Below are 20,209 nucleotides of genomic sequence, written 5' to 3'. Positions count from 1 at the left end.
CTGAGTTTCATCGGCAGGGGTCGCCACGGAGGTCACTTATCCCTTGCCCTGCGCCCGCTCAGCGCCGCTTCTATGACGCCTTCCGCACCGGTATCCCCTCCGCTGCGGACCAGCTGTAGTTCAGCAAGAGCCGCTGGCCGCCCAGCGGAGGTATAGGTTCCGTAATACAAATAGGCGTCTGTTCCCTTGGTCGGCAGGTAGTTCAGGACCGCACCGAGGATGCGTCCCCTGACCTTCTCAAGGTTTCCTAGGGACTGTGCCACCTGTTCCTGAGTGGTCCGGCCCGTACGAACCACCAGGATAGCTCCGTCAGCGGCGCGGGACAGCACGGCAGCATCGGTTACTGGAAGCAGAGGCGGAGCGTCTATCAGGACGACTGCGTCTTCGGCCAGGGTATCGAGCATGTTCTTCATGGCACCGGAACCCAGCAGCTCACTGGGATTCGGAGGGATCCGTCCGGATCCGAGGACAGACAGATTAGGTAGCGCACCCCAGGGCTGAAGGACGTCCGCCAACTCAGCGGTGCCGGTGAGGACATCGGTGACCCCCACCCCTGGAACAAGGTTGAAAACGTCCACCAGCGTGGGACGGCGGAGGTCGCCGTCGACCACTACAACGTTCTCACCCGCAGCCGCCATAGTGACCGCGAGGTTAGCCGTGACGGTCGATTTGCCTTCTGACTGCACCGAGCTAGTCACCACGATGATCCGGGGCGGCTGGTCCACGTCTAGAAAGCTGACGTTGGTGCGCAGTTCCCGGAGTGCTTCAGCCATCGCTCCGCCGGCGTCCTGCACTTGCGCCGCAGTGCCGGCATCCAAGACCGTGCTTTTCCTGTCCAGGCGGTGGTCCACCGGAAGCGTGCCGATCACAGGGACACCGAACAACCCTTCGATTTCTGCAGCCCTGCGGATACGACGGTCAAGGTGCCGGCGGACCACCGCATAGGCCACGCCGAGGCCCAGTCCGACGACAGCGCCCAATGCCAGGTTGAGCTTAAGGTTGGGCGAAGTGGGGCTCGTAGAAATGATCGCTTTGCCCAGCGGGAGCACACGGACAGCCGTTGCGGTGACGTTTGCTGGCAACCCCGCGTCGGAGTTAGCGTTTGCGCCAGCCTCAACGGTGGAGTCGGCTGCAGGTGCCGTTTCGATCGCTTCAACTTGTGCAGCGAGGCCGTTGACCCATGCATCCGCGACGCGCTGTGCTGTGGCCGGGTCGGTGGATTCGGCGGTCACCCGTATCTCGGCGGTGTCCAGCGGTACCTTCACGCTGATACTCCCGAGCAGGGCGTCGGCGGTGGTCCCCAGTGCCAGGGAGGCGATCACGCGGTCCGCCACGAGCCGCGACTTGGCTACAGACTCATAGTTCTTGACCTTGGCCTTGGCAAGGCTGTCCCCAGCCAGTGACAGGCTGACGTTGTCCGAGCCCGGAGTGACCACGATGCCGCTGGAATCGCTGGAGTAAACCTTGGGTTGGACGACAGTCCAGCCGACCGCCGATGAAGTACCCAGCAGGGTGAAAGCGACTATTGCCTTCCAGTACGCCCGAAGCATGCGGAGGTAGTCGGTCAGGTCCATGCCAGGCGGTGCTTCCGCGGGCCCGTTGGTTGTGCTCATGGTAGTTTCCTTCACTCAAGATTCTAGTTTTCCTGTCCGGTCTTTGCGGCCGGGTATAGCTTTCGAAAGGTCTCCGGGGTCGGGCTACTACTTATTGCCCTGATGCAGGACTAATTTCGCGATAAGCAGCTCTGTGGCTGCCATGACGGCGTCCATGTGGCCCTCCGGTGTGCCATGCACCTTGCATACTTCTTCAGTCAACTGGTTCAGCGGGACTGGGCCGGCGGATGCGTCCCAGATCGCCGGGCCGATCCCACTGAGCCGAACAATCTCGTTTTCCAGCATGACCAGCATGTCCCCGGCGATGCGCACGGCATCCTTCGGTACTGCACGCCGGATCCAGCCGTTCGGTAGGTGTCCGGGCCAGCCGTCATCTATTGCCTCGGAGTCCCACTCAGGCTCTGTCCGCGGCTGTGTGCCGAACAATGAATCCAGCGCTGCCGGCAAATCACCCGCCTCTGAATACGTCACCTGCCACACTCCCCCAACGCTGTCGATCAGGCGGCAGAGTGATTGCAGCGGCTCTTCGATCTCGCCCTGCGAGGACGACTCCGGAATCAGGGCAAGCACAGCGTCGGCCAGCGGGATCCTCTGCAGTACCGGCGCCACAGGGCTGTCACTTTGGACCCGGTCCAACAGCACGATGGACTTGATGACGGGGCTAACAGGCGCTGGCTGAAGTCCAAGCTCGTCCGGTCCCACCTGTCGCTTGGGTTGCCCGGGCGCATGCTTTATGGAGAGTGGCTTTGGGTATGGAACCACCGTTCCGCCAGGTGCGATGGCTACGGTTTCGTCCGTGACATAACCATATTTCCGGGACAACACGGAAGCCGCAGTGGTCTTGCCCGTTCCCGACTTCGCCACCAGCGCGACCACCGCCCCTGTTGCTGGGTCCGCCACTCCGCAGGCGTGGAGCATCGTCAGCTCGCCTGCGTTGGCAAGGATTGCGGTCACCGTAAGCCGGGACGTGAGGTTCTCAGCCAGCTCCTCGAAGGAGGCAGCCTGCAGCTGGAACATCCCGTCGTCGTGCTTATGCGACTTCCAAGCGACTGAAGCGCTGAACGGCTGATCATCTGAGGGTTCCATCGGCAGCGAAGGAAGCAGGGGCTTGCGGCTGCTGGCACATCGTCCCCAAGCCAGGCTCATACTCTCGCGCTGCTGCCACGTGGCCGCAGGGCCCCAGCGAACAGCGAACTGTGTGCCCAAGACCTCCAGGGCCAGCAGGTCACTGCTTCTTGCCAATTCGGCGAACAGCCGTTGTTCCCATGCAAAAAATGCGTTCCCCATGATTCCCCCGGACAAGCTGTTAGCGCGAAGCGTCGCGGTCAGCCTCGATCAAGCGCTGGGCTTCCAGGCTGGCAAGGAACTGTTCCACCTGGGACTGCATCTGCCCTGACTGGTCTTCAAAGGTGGCTTCGAGCTCGCTGAGGATGGACTGCTCTGTTCGTTTACCGTCGATGAGATCCCAGATGGTCGCAGCCGTGCCTTCGAGGACCACAGGTTGGTTTGCGTCGAGGTGAAGCAGTGCGACGCGGCAACTAGAACCGGTGCGGGCTTTGGCAACATGGCTGGAGTGCCGCCAGATGACGTTCGTGGTCATAGCGTTATCGTGGAGCCGGGGACCAGTTGTTTGGTGGTACCGCTTTGTTGGAAAGTAATCAAGGAAGTTACAGCGTAGGTGGCGGCATCCTGCTTGCGTCCGCTGTAGGTGTAGCCGCTTAACAGAAATTCGAGGCTTGTAGCACCTGCTTGCAAGGTATGGGCAAAATTGGCGCTGAACGTGTTGCCCTGAGAGGGCGGCGTGAAGGTCAAGGTAGTGGATCCCACGGTGACCGTTGAAAAGGAGACGGCGGGTGCAGAGGAGGCCGCCGACTGAGGGGCGATAGTAATCAAAACCTGAATGGAACCAATTACTCCACCCAGGTCCTTAAGACTCAAAGCTGCAGGTACCGTCACGCCTGTACGATCATGGCCCGTAGCCGATGATGAAAGCATGCTTTGCGTTCCGGTTGTGAATGAGCCGGATGCCGGTGTCACGGTCACGGGTGGCGGCGTCGGTCCCGACGCCGCGGCAGCCGGAGTGGCAATTGCAGTCGCTATGACGGGCAACGACCAAGCCACCCCAGCGACTACCCTGCGGCGGCTGAAGCCGTTCTCTTCGCCGCTAGTGACCTTTTCGTTCAAAACCTCAGACAATGACGCCCCCAGAGTAGTTTTGAGCATGGTCAGCTACTGATAGCCGACGCTGTGCTTGGGCCGGGATATCCGGCTTCTTCTACTCTTGCGAATGTGTCTAAAGATTCCTCCAGCCAAAGCTTCAAGGTTGAGTCAAGATCTCCTCTGCTTGGCGTTGAGGTTTTGAGTTGAGGTTTCGACAGGCCTAACGCCCGGGGTGATCAGATTGACCCTTTGGTTTCGACAGACTCAACCACCGAAAGGCGGCAGGCGCAACCACGTAAGGTGATGGACTCAACCACCGAAGCCGCTGAATTTCGGCTCACGCTTCTCCTGGAACGCCCGGAATCCCTCGGCGTAATCCTCTGTCTTGCAGAGCCGCGCCTGTTCGGTGTTTTCCTCGGTCATGGCCTCCCACAGGCCCAGCCGCTGGTCGCGGATGTGCGCCACCAGTTCCTTGCTGGCGTTGAAGGCACCGGTGGCACCCAGCGCCACACGCGACGCAATTTCCCGCGTCGTGTCCAGGAGTTCATCTGCCGGCATCGCCCGGCTGAACATTCCCTGCGCCACCGCCTCGGCCCCGCTCATCAGCTCGGCCGTGTAGATCAGGTCCAGCGTCCGGTGCATGCCCAGCCGCTCCGTGAAGTACCAGTGCCCGCCGGAATCCAGCGTGGCTCCCAGCTTGGCGAACGGCGACCCGAACTTCGCGTTCTCCGCCACGTACACCACGTCCGTGGCCAGCAGCAGCCCCAGCCCCACGCCCAGGCACGCACCGTGAGCCGCGGCGAACGTCGGCGCCGGGAACGCCGCCATCTTCTTCAGCAGCGGCTCCACCAGCCCGCCCAGGTACGCCGCGGCGTCGTCGCCCCCCGGGGTCACGTTCTGGATGTCCCGGCCCGCGCAGAAGGCGCGGCCCTCTCCCCTGAGAAGCAGCGCCCGCACCTCACCGCGCGAGGCGGCGGCAGCAGCGTCGTCGTACGCCTGTGTTAAATCCTGCAGGGCCTGCTCGTCCAGCGAGTTCAGCTTGTGCGGGGCGTTCAGGACAACCTCGGCGACGCCGTTGCTGATGGAGAGGGAGATCATTCGTTCTCGTTTCTACTTGGGCTGGGTTTCGACAGGCTCAACCACCGGCGATGGCTCGACCACCTGGGCTTCTGGGTCTCGACAAGCTCGACCACCGAAACCACCCGCTCGTTTAGACGTCGAAGTCGACGGTGACTTCCTTGCTGGTGGGGTGGCTCTGGCAGGTCAGTACGTACCCCTTGTCCAGCTCATCCTGCTCCAGCGCGTAGTTTTCGTCCATGGTCACGCTGCCGGTGACCACCTTGGCCCGGCAGGTGCCGCACACTCCCCCGGCGCACGCGAACGGCACGTCCGGGCGGACCCGCAGCGCGGCGTTGAGGATGGACTCGCGGGCGTGCGTGGGGCTGGCCACGTCGCCCTGCAGGCCGTCCAGCTTGAACGTGATCTTGTACGTCTCCTTGGACTCGTCCACCACCACGGGCCGGCCGGCGTGCCCCTCCGGGCGGTCCGGCTTGCCCGACGTGAACAGCTCGAACCGGATGTTCTCCGGCTTCACCCCGCGCTCGGCCAGGGTGTCCCGGCACAGCTGCACCAGCTCGAACGGCCCGCACAGGAACCACTCGTCCACGTCGTCCGCGTGGATGGCGGTGCCCAGCAGCTGCTGGAGCTTCTCGGCGTCGATCCTGCCGCTCAGCAGCGGCGCGATCCGCTGCTCGCGGGACAGCACGTGGTGGATGGCCAGCCGCTGCGGGTACTTGTCCTTCAGGTCCGCCAGCTCCTCCAGGAACATCACGTCCATGGCCGCCTTGTTGGCGTAAATCAGGTCGAACCGGGTGTCCGGGCTGGCGGCCAGCAGGGTGCGGGCGATCGCGATCACCGGGGTGATGCCGCTCCCGGCCGCGATGGCCACGAAGTTGCCCGGCTCCCCCGCCATGTCCTCCGGATGGTTCATGGAATTCATGACGTTCTGCTCCACGGTGGAGCCGTCCCGGCCGTGCTTGGACACAAACGCGCCCATGGGGCTCATGACGTCCAGCGTGTCCCCCGCCTTCAGCTCGGCGTTGGCCCACGTGGAGAACAGCCCGCCCAGGTCCTTCTTCACGGCCACGCGGATCTCGCTGCTGCCGTCCGGGAAACTGCGCGGCTCCGCGCAGATGGAGTAGCTGCGGCGCACCTCGTGCAGCTCGCCGGTCTCATCCGGCAGCTTGGTGCGCAGGGCCACGTACTGGCCGGGCAGGTAGTCGAACTGGCCGGCGAGCTCCGCCGGGACGTGGAAGGAGACCTCGATGGCGTCCTCAGTGAGCCGGCGCACCTCCTTGACGGCGAGCGTGTGGAAGGACGGACGACGGCGGCCGGCGGCCTGCGCCGATTCGGCGGCGGTCTGGCGGACAACAGGCATGGGGCTTCCTTACAGGACCTTGAAGTAGTCGAACGGTTCCTTGCAGTCCTGGCACACATACAGCGCCTTGCAGGACGTGGAACCGAACCGGGTGAGTTCCCTGGTGTTCAGGCTTTGGCACTGCGGGCACTTGACGGCCAGGCTCAGGCGGACGGGGCCGTTGTGGCCCAGCCCTGCTTTGCCCGACGGCGGCGCGATGCCGTACTCCCGCAGCTTTGCCTTGCCCTCGTCGGTCATCCAGTCCGTGGTCCAGGCCGGGGCGAGGACCAGGTCCACGTGGACGTTGCTGTAGCCCTCTTTGGCGAACGCTGTCTGCAGGTCGTCGCGGATGGCGTCCATGGCCGGGCAGCCCGAGTAGGTGGGGGTGATGGTGACGGTGACTGCGCCGTCTTCTGTCACCTGCACGTCCCTTAGTATTCCCAGGTCTGCGATGGTCAGCACGGGGATCTCGGGATCGCAGACGGTGGCGGCAATGTCCCACCCCGACTGCCGCGGCGTCCGGGTCCTGGTCTCGAAGTTGGAGATGTACATGGCCGCGGTCACCACTTGGCTCCCGGGTACTCGCGGGCCAGGACCTGCATCTCGGCCAGGATGTAGCCCAGGTGCTCGGAGTGCTTCCCGTGCCGGCCGCCGCCGGGGGCTGCCGGAACGTCCGGCACCTCCAGTTCGGCTTCCTTGAGGACGTCGCCGGTCAGCCGGTCGAAGTCCTCCCGCAGGGTGGACGGCGCGACGGCGGCACCCGCCTCGGCGAGGCGGTTCGTCAGCTCATCGTCCTGGAACAGTTCATTGACGTACGGCCACATCAGGCGCAGGCCGTGGATCATCCTGGTGCACGACTCCTCGGTGCCGCCGGCCAGCCGCAGGATCCACTGGACGCTGTGGTCCCGGTGGTAGTCCACTTCCTTCACGGCCTTGGCGGCGATGGCTGCGAGCGTGGCGTCCGACGATTCCGTGAGGCGGCGGTACAGCTCGAACTGGTAGTAGCTCACGATGAACTGCCGCGCGATGGTCACCGCGAAGTCCCCGTTGGGCTGCTCGAACAGTTGGACACTGCGGAACTCGTGCTCGCGGCGGAAGTAGGCGAGGTCGTCCTCGGTTTTGTCCCAGGCACCGCCGGCGTAGCTGAGGAAGGACCGGGCGTGGCCCAGCTGGTCCAGGGCGATGTTGCCCAGGGCCACGTCCTCCTCCAGCTCGGGTGCACGGGAAATCCAGTGGCCCAGGCGTTGGGCGAGGATCAGGGCGTCGTCGCCCAGCCTGAGGGCGTACTCCGCGACGTCTTCGCTTGGTTTGGCGAGGCCGGTGCGGACCTCGAGGGCGATGTCCTCCGGGCGGAGCGCGTTGCCGGGGGTGATTCTTGTTGCGGAGGCGTTGGAGTCGCCGCTGCCAGCTACACCGGTGGAGATGTCGCCGTGGCCGGTGGTGGTTTCGGGGGTGCTCACAGGTGCTTTACCCCTTCGCTCTTGGTGTAGTACGTGGCGTGCCGGTAGTCCTTGCCCTGCGGGGACTCGAAGAACGATCCCTTGGAGTCCGGGTCGCTGGCGGCGATGGCCTCGGCCGGGACAACCCAAATGGAGACGCCCTCGTTGCGGCGGGTGTAGAGGTCGCGGGCATTGCGCAGGGCCATGGCGGCGTCCGGTGCATGCAGGCTGCCGGCGTGCACGTGGCTCAGCCCGCGGCTCGACCGGACAAAGACCTCCCAAAGGCCCCAGGCCCCGCGGTCAGTTGTTGAGCCTGCCGAAACCTCGGGCTCAACCACCGGACGATCGTTGGTTGAGCCTGTCGAAACCACCGCCGGGCTCACCTTTTCGGCGTCGCGGTTGATCTCGGTGGCCGAGCTTGCGGGGACTTCCGGGTTGCCGTGCGGACTCATGCTGCGTATTCCTTCGTCTTCTTTGACTGTTTTGCTGCGTAGGCGGCGGCTGCCTCACGGACCCAGGCGCCGTCGTCGTGCGCTTCCCTGCGGCGCTCCAGGCGCTGGGCGTTGCAGGGGCCGCGGCCGGCGAGCACTTCCTGGAACTCGTGCCAGTCCAGCGGGCCGTGCTCCCACTTTTTGGTGTCCTCGTTGAAGCGGACCTGGTCATCCGGGAGCGTGAGGCCCAGGACCCTGACCTGTTCCACCATCATGCCCACAAAGCGGCTGCGGAGTTCGTCGTTGCTGAAGCGCTTGATGTTCCAGGCCATGGACTGCTTGGAGTTGGGCGAATCGTCGTCCGGCGGGCCGAACATCATCAGGGCCGGGGCGTACCAGCGGTTCACCGCGTCCTGGGCCATCTGCTTCTGCTCGGGGGTGCCGTTGGAGAGTTCCAGGAGGATCTCGAAGCCCTGGCGCTGGTGGAAGCTCTCCTCCTTGCAGATGCGGACCATGGCGCGGCCGTAGGGGCCGTAGGAGGCGCGGCACAGCGGGACCTGGTTGCAGATGGCGGCGCCGTCCACCAGCCAGCCGATGGCGCCCATGTCCGCCCAGGTGAGCGCAGGGTAGTTGAAGATGCTGGAGTAGCGGGCCTTGCCGGCGATGAGGTCGTCCATCATCTTGTCCCGCGTCTGGCCAAGGGTTTCGGCGGCGGAGTAGAGGTAGAGCCCGTGGCCGGCCTCGTCCTGGACCTTGGCCATGAGGATGGCCTTGCGCTTGAGGCTGGGGGCCCTTGAGATCCAGTTGGCCTCGGGCTGCATGCCGATGATCTCGGAGTGGGCGTGCTGGCTGATCTGGCGGAGCAGGGTCTTGCGGTAGGCCGCCGGCATCCAGTCCTTGGGCTCGATGCGTGAGTCCTCGGCCATGACGCGGTCGAAGTGGGCCTGCGCCTCTTGTTCTGCTTCCGGGGATAGCTCGGCGGGCACTGACTGCAGGTTCTGCGCTGCCATGGTTGCTCCTATGCAAAGACCTTCTGGGACGTGCGGAATTATTTACCGACCGTTCGTTCAGGATATGCGGAAGCGTTTGGGGCCGTCAAGCGGTGGGCGTGTTCCCCCTCCTCGCTGCTCCGCTCTCCGCTCCCTTGCCCCCGCTACTCCCCCTCTTCCCGACGCCCCATCACCTCCTGCGGGTTTTCCCGGGACGCTCTATCAGCCCCTGCGGGTTTTCGCCAAATGCTCTATCACCTCCCGCAGGTTTTCCGGCGACGCACTATCACCTCCCGCAGGTTTTCCCGTGACGCCCCTTCTGCGACTCGCGAATTCGGTTTCGACGCGGCCATTTCCCCGCGCGCCCCATATATCGGCCGCGTCAGTGCACCTGAGCGTCGAGGCGGAATTTGAGCGTCGCCATCTCCCGCTACTGAGGCGGGCGCCGCCGTCGTCCGCTTCTGCCGGCCCACACCTGCGCGCTCTGCCCTGCGACTCGCAAACCCGGTTTCGATGCGCACATTCCCCTTCGCGGCCCATATACCGGCCGCGCCAGTACAGCTGCGGGTCGACCCGGAATTAAGCGTCGCCAGCACTTCTCCACATAGCGGCACACCCCCTGCCCACGGGCGACACGGAGCTGGCAACGTGAGTCCATGCCGGATCTTCCGCCACTCTTGTTGTCCCGCGACCGCTTCGTTCACGGGATGACTCCGAACGAGCTCGCCAAGCTCGTGAAGGCCGGCACCCTGGTCCGCGTCCGGCACGGCGTCTACGTAGACGGGGAAGCATGGCGGGCCATGAAGCCGTGGGAGCAGTACCGCCTCCGCGTCCAGGCAGCTGCCGAGACATTCGAGAAGCCCACCGTTTTCGCCCGCCACTCGTCCGCCAGCGTGTGGGGAATATCCACCGTTGGCATGCACCTCCCGGTCCAGGCCCTCACTTTCAAGAACGACGGCGGCCGGTCGCGTGCCGGAGTCAGCCGCCACTACACCGCGAGGGCAGGCCTCAATGTGGTCCGGCGGGAGGGCCTGCTGGTCACCGACCGCATCCGCACCGTTCTGGATCTGGCAGCGTTTACCCCATTCGCCGAAGCCGTGGTTCCCGTGGACCATGTACTTCGACCGGACCGGGCCCGGCGGCTGCCCGCTGTGACCAAGGCTGAACTGGAAGCCGGCATCGGGTCGAACTATTCCGCTGCCGCCGGGCGGAGGATCCGGGCGGTACTTGAGTTTGCCGATCCCGCTTCGGGCTCAGCCGGGGAATCGTGGAGCCGTGGCCTGATCCACCTGGCCGGCTTCGAAGCTCCAATCCTGCAGCAGGAGATTCGAAACGAGGCCGGCCTGCTGGGCTACGCGGACTTCTATTGGAAGAAGGCCAGGATCGTTGGTGAATTCGATGGCGTGGAGAAGTACCTCAAACTCGAATACCTCAATGGCCAGACCGCTTCGCAGGCTGTTGTGGCGGAAAAGAACCGCGAAAACCGTATCCGAGCGACGGGAAGGGACGTGGTCCGCTGGGACTGGGGCGATCTCACGGCAGGCAAACTGGAACGCATGTTGGCAGCGGCCGGCGTGCCCCGCCGCCCTACGCGCTCTGCCATCCCCGGCACGCAAACCCGTCCATGACACGCAGATTCTCTGGCGCGACCGATATTTCGGGCTCGTCACGGAATGTCGGCAGCGCCAAGCACGGCCTAGGTCCTGCGGCCCTGCCCGCGAGATAGCATCTCCGCAGGTCAGAGCCGTAACGATAGCCTGCGTCGAGTTGGAATCCATGTGACTTGCAATTAGAGTTCAAGTCTGGGGGAACTTTCGACGGACGCCACCGTCCGCGCGCAAACCCATAAATCGCACGCTTCAATGTCAGGATCGTTATGGGGAATACCGCTGCACGCCACCGCACCTTGGTTTTACTGGGAGTCCTGGCTCTTGGCTTAGGCGCATGCGGGGCGCCGGCACCAACCCAGCAGGCCGACGTATCTTCCAGCGCTGCACCAGCGACAACAACTGCCACGGAGGCACCATCCGGGCCGTCAGCGGCGCCGCTGGACACGCAGATGCTGGAAGGGCTGCCAGGAGCCGAGCAGAGCGATACCGACAAGCAGATGCTCCTTGCGCAGGCGTACATAACAGCCATGGTGCAGAACCAGTACTCGCTTTCCGGCAAGTGGGCCGAGGATGGCAATTCCCACGCCAACACCGCCAAACTGTGGGCCAACTACTTCAGCCCCGCACTCCAGGACAAATTCCAGCAGGTGGGCTCCGGAGACCCTGCTCCCTTCGGAGCTTGGGCGCTGTTCGCCCTGGGTACCCCGGACAGTGAGGACGCTGTCAAGGCGTCGCCAACATGCGCGGCCTCGACTTCGGGCATCTGCGCCTTCACTGAACCCACCGAAGACGGGCAGGGCAACGCTGCCCGCCAATTGGTCGGCCATGTGAGGGACATGGACCTCTCCGTGCCGAACAAAGTTGCCTTCAATTACGACGTGGCCGTTCCCGTTTCCCTCAAGGATTACGGCAACGCGGAAGGCGTCCTGACAGGTGTTTTGCAGGTAAACCTTACGTTCGTGCCCAACGCCGGTGCCGGGCCGGGCGAACCCGACTTCCTTATTGACTCCGTAAACAACGTCTTTGAGGGAGCCAATGCAGACCTCCTAGCAAACCACCCCAATCTCCTGCCGGTGTAGGAGGCGTGGAATCGATGTGACAACGACCGAGGGCTAATGCGCTTCGGCTTTCAAATAACCAGGGACTGTAACGCACCCTTAGAAAACGACATAAACACCAGGTAATTCACCGGGATTATTAGTGTTAATGAAAACGCCGGCTTCGATGGGCCTTTTAAGGATCAAATAACCGTCATGGTCCAATTCATCCGGCGCCTCCGCCGCCTGCTGCAGTGCGCGTTCCATCATGGCCTCTTTCACCTGCTGCCGGGAATAGCCCTGCGCCTGCAGAGCCGTCTTGTACCCCTGCATTTCCCCATGCCGGTTCCATATGGCACCCATATCAACTATTCCCCCGCCAGGCCCGGCTAACTGAGGGGGCAGGTTGTCCGTTTTCCGGTCGAGAATGTAGAAAATAGTTTCCTCGCGACCGAGGGCCGGGTTGAAGTACTGGAGCTTCACGCGGATGTCCAATCTGCTTCGCTCCCGGTCAAAGCCCGTTTGCGGCTTGACTGCGACAACTCGGCCAGGAACGCGGCGCCCCTCAATGGTTGCCGTCTGGGTCCGTTTAGCACGTGCCGCCTTGCGCCACAGAATACGCCCACCAATTGCTGCTATCAGTGCGCCAACAACGACAATCAAAAGCGTTTCGGCCGGGAGGCCATTAGCGCCGGCTGTGCCTAATGGCAAAGCCAGTCCAACCAAAGCAGAGTAACGTTCCACAGCAATTCGCCCTTTCGTCGCAAATCGGAAACAATTTTTGCGGGTTACGCAAGTCGTGTTAGTTTTCCTTCGATACTATCGGCTGCCGGGAGATTTCGTACTCCCGCCCAGACTCCGTCGCACTGGGCCAGGCCGAGTCCAAAAATAAATAAATGGGGGCTTCACTTTAGTGGGCATTTTAAAGCTATCCGCCGGCCTGCGCCGGCGAAGATTTGCAGCCATGGCCGCACTGGCCATTGGTCTGAGTTTGTCTTCCGTACCAACCTCTGCGTCAGCCGTCGAACTAGATTCAAACGGGTACGCACGCATCATCATCAAGGGCACCCCGGGGGCCGAACAGCTTTGGATCGAACTGGAAGATCCGGCGGTCAACGCAGCCAACACCGCCATCACGGTGGACGGACAGGCCGTGTCCACCCTGGACACGGCATTGGGGGCCGCGGCCATCGTCACTCCCGGTAGCAAGGACGTGGCCGTGACAATCGGACTTTCCGTTGCGGCAGACCCGGACATTGCGTTCACTGCAGTGGATGCCACGGGCACGGCCCTCTACACCGAGCATTACCGCACGGCGATGACGGCGGCCCGGGCCCAAACCCAGCAGCCAACGGAGCCGGCACCCACAGTTACTGCAACGGTGGCGCCCGCCGTCGGGACGCTGACCCCGGCAGCAGCGGCGACCGAACCGACGGCAGCGGCGCAAGGCGCGCTGCCGGACACCGGCGCCGTTTTGGGCATGCTGCTTCCGTTTGCCGCCGCCGCCCTTGCCCTGGGCCTCGGTGCCCTCCTTATCGCCAGGAAGAAGGCACGGGCATGAGAAGAACTGCGCACAAATCCATGACTCTGCGCGGCTGGGTAGCGCCTGTGGCCGCAGCGTCCTTGGCACTCAGCCTGCTGGTCCCAGCCGCCCCGGCGCTGGCAGTGGACTCCTATCCGGCGGATCCGGCCAGCATAGCTCCGGCCGTTCCTTCGTCGGTTCCCGTCTACGAACCCCAACTGGGCCGCGGCGAAGCACTCAAGGGCGGCCAGCAGGTGCCCGTCGGGCTCGGCCCCGCCGCCGCAGCGGCACACTCCGCACTCGTCCGCATTTCAGTGTTCAATGCCGGTGCGGACGGGGACGTTTCCGCCGCCGGGACGCCGGCGCTCAGCTACCGGCAGGGCCAGTCCGCCTCAACCACGGTGCTGGTCCCGGCGAGCAACGGGCAGGTGGCGCTTCAGTCCACGTCCGACGTCAACGCACGGTTGGACGTGCTCGCTCTCTTTGCCGGTGACCCCGCAGCGGCAGGTTCAACAGTGGCCCTTGCCAACGCAGTGGTCCGTGCCGACACCGGCGCAGCCCTTGCCGCCGGCGGCCCGGGCGAAGGCATCGGCCAGGACGAAAACACCGTCGGCCTGACCGGCCTTGGCGGCGTTCCCGTCAGCGGCGTCCGGGCCGCACACGTGACCAGCACCGTCACGGCCGCTGCTCCCACAACCCTGATCCTCGATGGCCAGCGCTTGCCCGTAAAGGCCGGAACGACTTCCATCTCCACGGTAGTCACGCCGTCCGCTGATGGTGACATACAGGTCCGCACCGACGGTCCGGCCGTCCAGCTCCGCCTTGCGGTTCGCGGGTACGTGGCGGAAGCTCCGGAAAACGCGGCGGCAGTCAACGGCCCCGGATCGTACTGGCCCACGGCCGGCGCCAGCCAGCAGAGCTACGCGCTGAAAGATGCTGCTGCCCAGGCCGTCAACCTGGAAGGCGTTTCCGGCACCCAGTACGCGCTGGCACTCGTAGGCTCTTCCGCCGCCGAGGACCTCACCATGGTGGAGCTGGGGAGCACGTACCGCGGCCGCGCCCGCGGCGCCGTGGTTGACCCGGAATCGGGCGCTCAGCCGCAGCTCGCCGTCGTTCCTGTAACGGACCCGGCCCTGACGCTGCGCCGCGGCTCAGCGGACGTATCCGTGCTGGAACTGGGCTCCTTCCTGGCCGCGGAGGCGGGAAGCAGTTCCACCCAGGGCGCCTTGGACATCACATCACCGGCCACAAGCACGGTTGATGCCACCGACACCTACGCACTGACGTTTGATGGAACGGCAACGCCAGACGGCACGGCACCACTACGGATCGAAGTAAAGCTCGACGGCGAACCACACGGTTCCGCCGCAGTTCGCCCTGGTGAAAACGGCCTGGACTGGACGTTTACGACGGCAGTCCAGGACTCCGCGGCGCATACATTCGAGTTCATCCTGGTGCACCGGTCCGGGGCCACAACCAGCGCGAGCTGGAGCGGCTCAGTGGCTGTCCCAGCGGCCAGCGACACGGTGATCACACCGGACACCGTGGTCATTGGCAGCCCCGGGCACACCGCCGAGGTAGCGGCCGTAACCGCCGACGCCGTCTTCTTCGCTACCGACCCCAATGTGGCACCGGGAGAGATCATCGTTGCCGGAAGCAGCTCGGGCGCACCGGACGGTTTCCTTCGCAGGGTTGTCGCCGTCGACATTGTTGACGGCCAGTGGAAGCTCACCACCATCGCCGCCACGCTCGACGAGGTGTTCCTCCAGGTGGACTATGAACACACAGAAGCCCTGGATGCCGGCGACCTTGCGGGCACTGACACCGCACCGGTAGACCCTGCGGATGCCGGCACTGTCTCCGACGTGTTCTTCACTGCGCTCACCGGCGATGACGTGGACCTGGCACCGTTCCCCGGTGAAGTCCTGACCCCGGAGGGACAGGACGTGGCCACAGGCACCGTTACGGGCTCCTTCGGGACTACCGGTGGCAGTGCCGGTACAGCCGTGCCTGGCATTGTGCCCATGGAAACTGAGTTCGAGGAATCCCTGTCCTTCAAGTCATCTGCCACGTTCAAGGATGAAGAAGAGGACGCAGGCGACGACACGTCCAGTGGGGACACCAAGGACGATATATCCGTGGAGTTGGGCGTCGAGGCTGAACTGGGTTTCGCGCTGAAGGTGAAGTTGAAGGCCCAGACCAAGTGGACCGAGGGATCCTGGCTTCCGCCCAAGCCTCCGCTCCCCTACCCCAGCGTGGACGAATTTTCCACCGTCATGGAGTCGACAGCAAAGGCTTCATCCAAGATGTCGGTTGCTGTGGAGAAGTCCTGGTCGAAGGAGTTCAAAGCCGCCAAGCACACCATCAAGTTCAAGCCGATGACCTTCTACGTGGGAATTCCCGTGGTCCTGACGTCGGATGCGGGTATCGAGATGACGGGCGAGTTCGGGGTCTCCGGTACTGCCACGCTCGCGGGGTCCGCTTCCATCCAGCGCAAGACCGAACTGGGTATGGAGTACAAGAACGGCAAGGTCTCGCCCATCAACAAGGGTCCGGAGGTCACAACCGAGCCCTTTGCCCTGGACAGCGGCACCGGGATCACGGGGAAGGTCGAGGCCACGGTGGGTCCCGAGGTCAGCTTCGCTGCAAGGCTATATGGGCTTGCCGGCCCGGAAGTGGGCTTCAGCGTGAAGGTGGGAACGGCCATTTCAGCGGCGTTCAACCTGGAGAAGAAAAACGTGGAGTTTGAGCTGTTCCTGGAGGGTAAAGCTTTCCTCAAGGCGGAGCTGACCGTCCCGGTCATCAACAAGGAGCTGCTCAGCGTCACCCTGCTGGAAGCAACCAAAAAGTGGTCCTTGAAAACCACCCTGGTTGACTACTCCGAGCTGTTTGGGAAGGAACCCCCTGCCGACGAGGTTGACTATGGGCAGGACGAGCTTTCCAATGCCACCAAGGAAACCTCAGCACTGGATGTGGACGGCGCGAATGTCACGTCGAGCTACTTTGTGGAAGGTCCGCCCGATCCCAGCGCAGCAGGCGTCTTCACGCAGGCCGTGGCCGGGATGCCGACGACGGGAGCGGACTATCTCGCCCTGTCAACAGGACGCGCGGGTTACCTCTTTGATGCCGGCCAAAGCTACGGATCGTTCGGCGTGGCGTCGAAGCGCGGCCAAGGTATTTATGACGCCACTACCCTGCGCATCGATTTGGACGTACCGTCCGGGGTCAACTGCCTGGTTGGGTTCGATTTCCGCTTCTACTCGGATGAATACCCGCACTACGTGGGCTCCGTGTTCAACGATGCCTTCATCGTTGAGCTGGACAAGAGCACTTGGACAGTTGAAGGCCAGGAGATCACCGCTCCCCGGAACTTCGCGTTCGATGAGCTGGGGAACCCCATAACCATCAACTCTGCGGGGCCTTGGACCATCAACGAGAACAACGCCGCCGGAACGTCGTTCAACGGAGCCACCAGCATGCTGCGCGCCACCACGCCCGTGACGCCCGGCAAGCATTCGCTGTTCCTATCCATCTTTGACATGGGAGATTCGGCACTGGACTCGGCCGTTCTCCTGGACGGCATCAAGTTCGGCAGTGTTGAGAACCCTGCCGCACAGTGCAAGCCCGGAGTCAAGGTCAGCTAACTGCTGGCATAGAACGAGAACAGGAAGGACCGGTCTCCACGCGAGACCGGTCCTTCTGTTTTATCGCCCTCGGGGACCCAGTCCTGGTGCCGGACCAATCCACGAGTCCGAGGAACTTACTTGGCGCGTAGGTTCACATTCATGACCTCGGGCGGCCGGGACCCAAGCTGCCCCGCAACGCGCACGGAAAAGGAACCCCTAACGACCAAAGTTCCCGCACCAAAACCGCCGTTATCTATTTGCGCATTGGCCGAGGGGTCCGCGGTGAGATGGAGCCAGTAGGCTCCAGAAGTGCATCTGAACATGTCTCCACAAGGCTGCAGTGTGTAAAGGACCAAGACGTTGTCGTCGGAAAATAAGCCCGCGTCTACTTCGTCCGCGGTTGGCATATGACAAGCAGTGCTGGACCATTTGCACGTCACGTCCAACTCAACCTGTTTACCGTCATGGTCCTGCAGGAAGGCTGCAAAATCTGCTGATTGATCCACTGATTCGATGATTGATGCAAATTTAGGAGGCCCCGTCAGTTGGCCCTGCAAAGTGATTGCACCCGACACGAGACCGACAAGAACAGCCAGACCACCGACAATCGCCCATGCGATCTTCCACGGGTTTCGGGTACTTTTCTGTCCTGTCATTTCAAACCCTTGTCCGAACTGCCGCGTTCCTGACTCCGCAAGCGTGCGGTCGCCTTGTCGAATGAGGATCAGGATAGGGGCGTGGCGTTACTGGTGCGTTACCACCCTTCCGCCGAAGGGTTATGGCCCGCCTGCGGACTGGTACTCAAGCGGAAGCACGTACCAGTAACGGCCCAGTAACGCCAGGTGCAAATACTCAAGCATGACGCCACTGGCAGCAGAGGCGCACTACGCAGCACGCCTGAAGGGACAGCGACGCCATGCCTGAACTTGAGAGGGACCGCGCCAAGGACGGACCGTTGTTGGCGGAAGAGCCGCCGCCCATTGCTGAACTGGCATCGGATCCACAAAGGGGTGCGTGGCCTGAGCCGCTACACGACGGCTATGCGGCCGGACCGAAGGGATTGGACGCCGAATCACTTTCAGCCCCGGAGCCTGACCAGGCCCAGGTGCCGGTGGACGCACTGGACTTTGCGCGGCGGGCCTCGGAAATGGTGCCGGCCAGGCCGGAGCACCCGCTGGTGGAACCGGCGGAAAGCTTTGAGGCATATCTGGCGGCGAACCTGTGGCGTCCCGAGGTGGTGGGACCCCCTGTCCTGGAGCGGGCCCCGCTGCCACGACGCGTCGACCACCGCGTTTGGCAGACAGATTTCAGGGTCTCCCAGGGTTCCAGGGGAACCTGCTGGGCTTTCGCCGGCGCCGCTGCCCTCGAAGCGGCGTACGCCCGGCAGGGCACCCGCGTGAAACTGTCTGAGCATTACCTCTTTCATGTTTCCAAGGCGCATGAGAATCAGAACACGGGCGGTGGAATCCATTCGCTTATCGGATTCCAGGGCAGCGCTGACATTGTTCACCATATGAAGTACTGGCACCTGCCGCTTTTCGACCATGCCCCGTACATTGACCAACCGGCACTGCAGGCTTTGGCCGACGGCATACCGGGCACCGGCGGAGCCCTCCAGAACGCCGGCCCCGGCACCCTGGACCAGGCTGATTGGTTCGAGTATGACCTGCGCAGTATCCCGCTGATGGCAAGGTGGTTCGCCCAATACAGCGTGGCAGATTTTGGTCTCCTCCAGAACTACACGCTCACCGACCTCAAAACTACCCTCGCGGCCGGGTACGACGTGGTCATCAATGTTCCGGGCCACGTCATGCTCGCTTACGGGTACGACGACGACCTGGGCGTCCTGTTGATTAAGAATTCACAGCGCCTGCCCGGGTTCGAAACCATGAAGTACTCGGGGGATCCCAACTTCTCCCTCGTGACCTCCCAGGCTTACTACATCAAATCCGTCCGTCCTGTGCAGACGCAGTGGACTGCGATGTGGCTTGGACGGTGGGAAACTGACCACGACGGCTGGCGCGGACGCCTGGTCATCCGCCGGTTCCTGGACATCCGCTCCGACAAAGGGGTACCTGCCCCCAACGCCCCGATCGCCCTGGGTACTTGGTACGGGACCGACGGCAGAACGCTCCCGGTGACGGGAGGTTTCATTGATGGCGGACGCGGCCTGCACTGCCGGATCGGAGACCAGCCCTTCGAGCTATACCTGCACTCCCGGGATCCCTACCGGGCTGCGGGACGCTGCGCGTGGAACGGCTCCTGGTTCGGCGTGGTGCTCTCCCGCGGCACCACGGTGGGTGCCGGGAGCGGCTTCGACCGTGTCGAAACCATCGGCGCGTGGGACAGCCAGCACGACGGCTGGCAGGGACAGCTGCGCGTCGGCGCGGACCCCAGCTACACACAGGCGGCCGACGGCGGCATCCGCCGGGCGTGGATCGACCCGACATCCGTCGCTTGGGAGATTCCCACGCACGTGGACTTCGGCGGAGACAACCGCAACCAGTTCTTCCAGTTCCTTCACCACACCCGTGAAGACGCCGTGATGGGTGGAATCACGCATTGGGGCAACCGTGCCTGGCCCGCGGAAGCACGCATGTCAGCGAACCTGTATCTGGTCAGGGCCAACGGAAACATGGACTGGTACCGGCACAACGGCCGCTACCGCAGGGCCTACGAGTGGGAACCGCCAAAACGGGTGGGCACGGGCTGGGCAGGTTTCAAATCGGTCTTCGCCGGCGGAGACGGCGTCATCTACGCCATCAAACCGGACGGAACCCTGCTCTGGTACTACCACGAGGGGCGCAACCAGGGAGGCGCGCAGTGGAACGGACCTAAGGCCGTGGGAAGCGGGTGGCACACCTTTACCCGCGTGTTCGCCGGGGACGGCGGCGTGATCTACGCGGTCCAACCCGACGGCACACTGCTGTGGTACCGCCACCTCGGCCGCCGGGATGGGACGGTCAGCTGGCAGGGTCCTTACACGGTGGGGAACGGTTGGAACGGGTTCACCGCACTGGCGGCAGGACCGGACGGAACCATCTATGGCACCCTGCCCGACGGGCGGCTGCTGTGGTACCGGCATTACGGCCACGACCAGGGCTACCCGATCTGGCACGGGTCCCTGCAAATCGGCGTTGGCTGGCAGCCATACCGCTTACTCGGGGTGGCGGGCAACGGCTTCGTTTACGCAACCCACACAAACCAGGAACTCTGGATGTGGCGCCACCACGACTTCAAAACCGGCGGAACCAACTGGACCCCCGGGGCGAAGGTTGGCGACGGTTGGGCCGGGTCCGATGTGCAGCAAGTATTGCTGACCTGACAGTCAGGCCGGAGCGGTCCCCATCAAGGTCTGTCACCGGC

The 20,209-nt window shown here is 63.6% G+C and carries 17 protein-coding genes; 5 read left to right on the top strand and 12 right to left on the bottom strand.

Annotated features, from left to right (window positions below; translation table 11 throughout):
* Positions 1-32 precede the first annotated feature (32 nt).
* From AC5RWA_RS02245 to paaA, 10 genes are all read right to left on the bottom strand, one after another.
* Positions 33-1,613 (bottom strand): tyrosine-protein kinase domain-containing protein, encoded by a 1,581-nt coding sequence (locus AC5RWA_RS02245; RefSeq protein WP_494056381.1) that lies wholly within the window; start codon positions 1,611-1,613, stop codon positions 33-35.
* Positions 1,614-1,700: 87 nt separating this feature from the next.
* Positions 1,701-2,630 carry a hypothetical protein gene (locus tag AC5RWA_RS02240; protein ID WP_494056380.1) on the bottom strand — a complete coding sequence of 310 codons (930 nt, stop codon included), beginning with the start codon at positions 2,628-2,630 and terminating at the stop codon, positions 1,701-1,703.
* A 289-nt stretch (positions 2,631-2,919) separates the two neighbouring features.
* On the bottom strand, positions 2,920-3,213 hold the full coding sequence (locus tag AC5RWA_RS02235; protein WP_494056379.1) for a PqqD family protein: 294 nt from the start codon (positions 3,211-3,213) through the stop codon (positions 2,920-2,922).
* Positions 3,210-3,836: a hypothetical protein gene (locus tag AC5RWA_RS02230; RefSeq protein ID WP_494056378.1), complete on the bottom strand. Its 627-nt coding sequence runs from the start codon at positions 3,834-3,836 to the stop codon at positions 3,210-3,212. The genes AC5RWA_RS02235 and AC5RWA_RS02230 overlap by 4 nt, the downstream gene beginning before the upstream one ends.
* 246 nt (positions 3,837-4,082) lie before the next feature.
* Positions 4,083-4,871, bottom strand: a complete 789-nt coding sequence (locus AC5RWA_RS02225) for an enoyl-CoA hydratase/isomerase family protein (RefSeq protein WP_494056377.1) — start codon at positions 4,869-4,871, stop codon at positions 4,083-4,085.
* A gap of 112 nt (positions 4,872-4,983) precedes the next feature.
* Positions 4,984-6,210, bottom strand: a complete 1,227-nt coding sequence (gene paaE, locus AC5RWA_RS02220; RefSeq protein WP_494056376.1) for a 1,2-phenylacetyl-CoA epoxidase subunit PaaE — start codon at positions 6,208-6,210, stop codon at positions 4,984-4,986.
* A 9-nt stretch (positions 6,211-6,219) separates the two neighbouring features.
* Positions 6,220-6,741 (bottom strand): 1,2-phenylacetyl-CoA epoxidase subunit PaaD, encoded by a 522-nt coding sequence (gene paaD / locus AC5RWA_RS02215; RefSeq protein ID WP_494056688.1) that lies wholly within the window; start codon positions 6,739-6,741, stop codon positions 6,220-6,222.
* Positions 6,742-6,749: 8 nt separating this feature from the next.
* Complete coding sequence (gene paaC, locus AC5RWA_RS02210; RefSeq protein ID WP_494056375.1) at positions 6,750-7,649, bottom strand: 1,2-phenylacetyl-CoA epoxidase subunit PaaC; 900 nt, start codon at positions 7,647-7,649, stop codon at positions 6,750-6,752.
* A complete protein-coding gene (gene paaB, locus AC5RWA_RS02205) occupies positions 7,646-8,080 on the bottom strand; it encodes a 1,2-phenylacetyl-CoA epoxidase subunit PaaB (protein WP_494056374.1) in 435 nt (144 codons plus the stop codon). Before paaB ends, paaC begins: the two co-directional genes overlap by 4 nt.
* Positions 8,077-9,069: a 1,2-phenylacetyl-CoA epoxidase subunit PaaA gene (paaA, locus tag AC5RWA_RS02200; protein WP_494056373.1), complete on the bottom strand. Its 993-nt coding sequence runs from the start codon at positions 9,067-9,069 to the stop codon at positions 8,077-8,079. Before paaA ends, paaB begins: the two co-directional genes overlap by 4 nt.
* Positions 9,070-9,704: 635 nt before the next feature.
* On the opposite strand from paaA, the gene AC5RWA_RS02195 reads away from it, so the two are divergent.
* Positions 9,705-10,676, top strand: a complete 972-nt coding sequence (locus AC5RWA_RS02195; RefSeq protein ID WP_494056372.1) for a hypothetical protein — start codon at positions 9,705-9,707, stop codon at positions 10,674-10,676.
* 431 nt (positions 10,677-11,107) lie between these two features.
* Positions 11,108-11,737, top strand: a complete 630-nt coding sequence (locus AC5RWA_RS02190) for a hypothetical protein (RefSeq protein WP_494056371.1) — start codon at positions 11,108-11,110, stop codon at positions 11,735-11,737.
* A gap of 78 nt (positions 11,738-11,815) precedes the next feature.
* Here AC5RWA_RS02190 and AC5RWA_RS02185 read toward each other — a convergent pair whose 3' ends face one another.
* Positions 11,816-12,439 (bottom strand): hypothetical protein, encoded by a 624-nt coding sequence (locus AC5RWA_RS02185; RefSeq protein ID WP_494056370.1) that lies wholly within the window; start codon positions 12,437-12,439, stop codon positions 11,816-11,818.
* A 220-nt stretch (positions 12,440-12,659) separates the two neighbouring features.
* On the opposite strand from AC5RWA_RS02185, the gene AC5RWA_RS02180 reads away from it, so the two are divergent.
* A complete protein-coding gene (locus AC5RWA_RS02180) occupies positions 12,660-13,256 on the top strand; it encodes a hypothetical protein (RefSeq protein WP_494056369.1) in 597 nt (198 codons plus the stop codon).
* A complete protein-coding gene (locus tag AC5RWA_RS02175) occupies positions 13,253-16,861 on the top strand; it encodes a choice-of-anchor L domain-containing protein (protein WP_494056368.1) in 3,609 nt (1,202 codons plus the stop codon). Before AC5RWA_RS02180 ends, AC5RWA_RS02175 begins: the two co-directional genes overlap by 4 nt.
* A 116-nt stretch (positions 16,862-16,977) precedes the next feature.
* Here the strand turns inward: AC5RWA_RS02175 and AC5RWA_RS02170 are convergent, their stop codons facing one another.
* Positions 16,978-17,499: a hypothetical protein gene (locus AC5RWA_RS02170; RefSeq protein ID WP_494056367.1), complete on the bottom strand. Its 522-nt coding sequence runs from the start codon at positions 17,497-17,499 to the stop codon at positions 16,978-16,980.
* A 260-nt stretch (positions 17,500-17,759) separates the two neighbouring features.
* Here AC5RWA_RS02170 and AC5RWA_RS02165 point away from each other — a divergent pair, with 260 nt between their 5' ends.
* Positions 17,760-20,168, top strand: a complete 2,409-nt coding sequence (locus AC5RWA_RS02165) for a tachylectin-related carbohydrate-binding protein (RefSeq protein ID WP_494056366.1) — start codon at positions 17,760-17,762, stop codon at positions 20,166-20,168.
* Positions 20,169-20,209: the final 41 nt, after the last annotated feature.

The sequence above is a fragment of the Arthrobacter sp. 210 2 genome (assembly GCF_059093025.1).
Note: the sequence above shows the minus strand (reverse complement) of the source record. Positions and strands in the feature narration are given on the sequence as shown.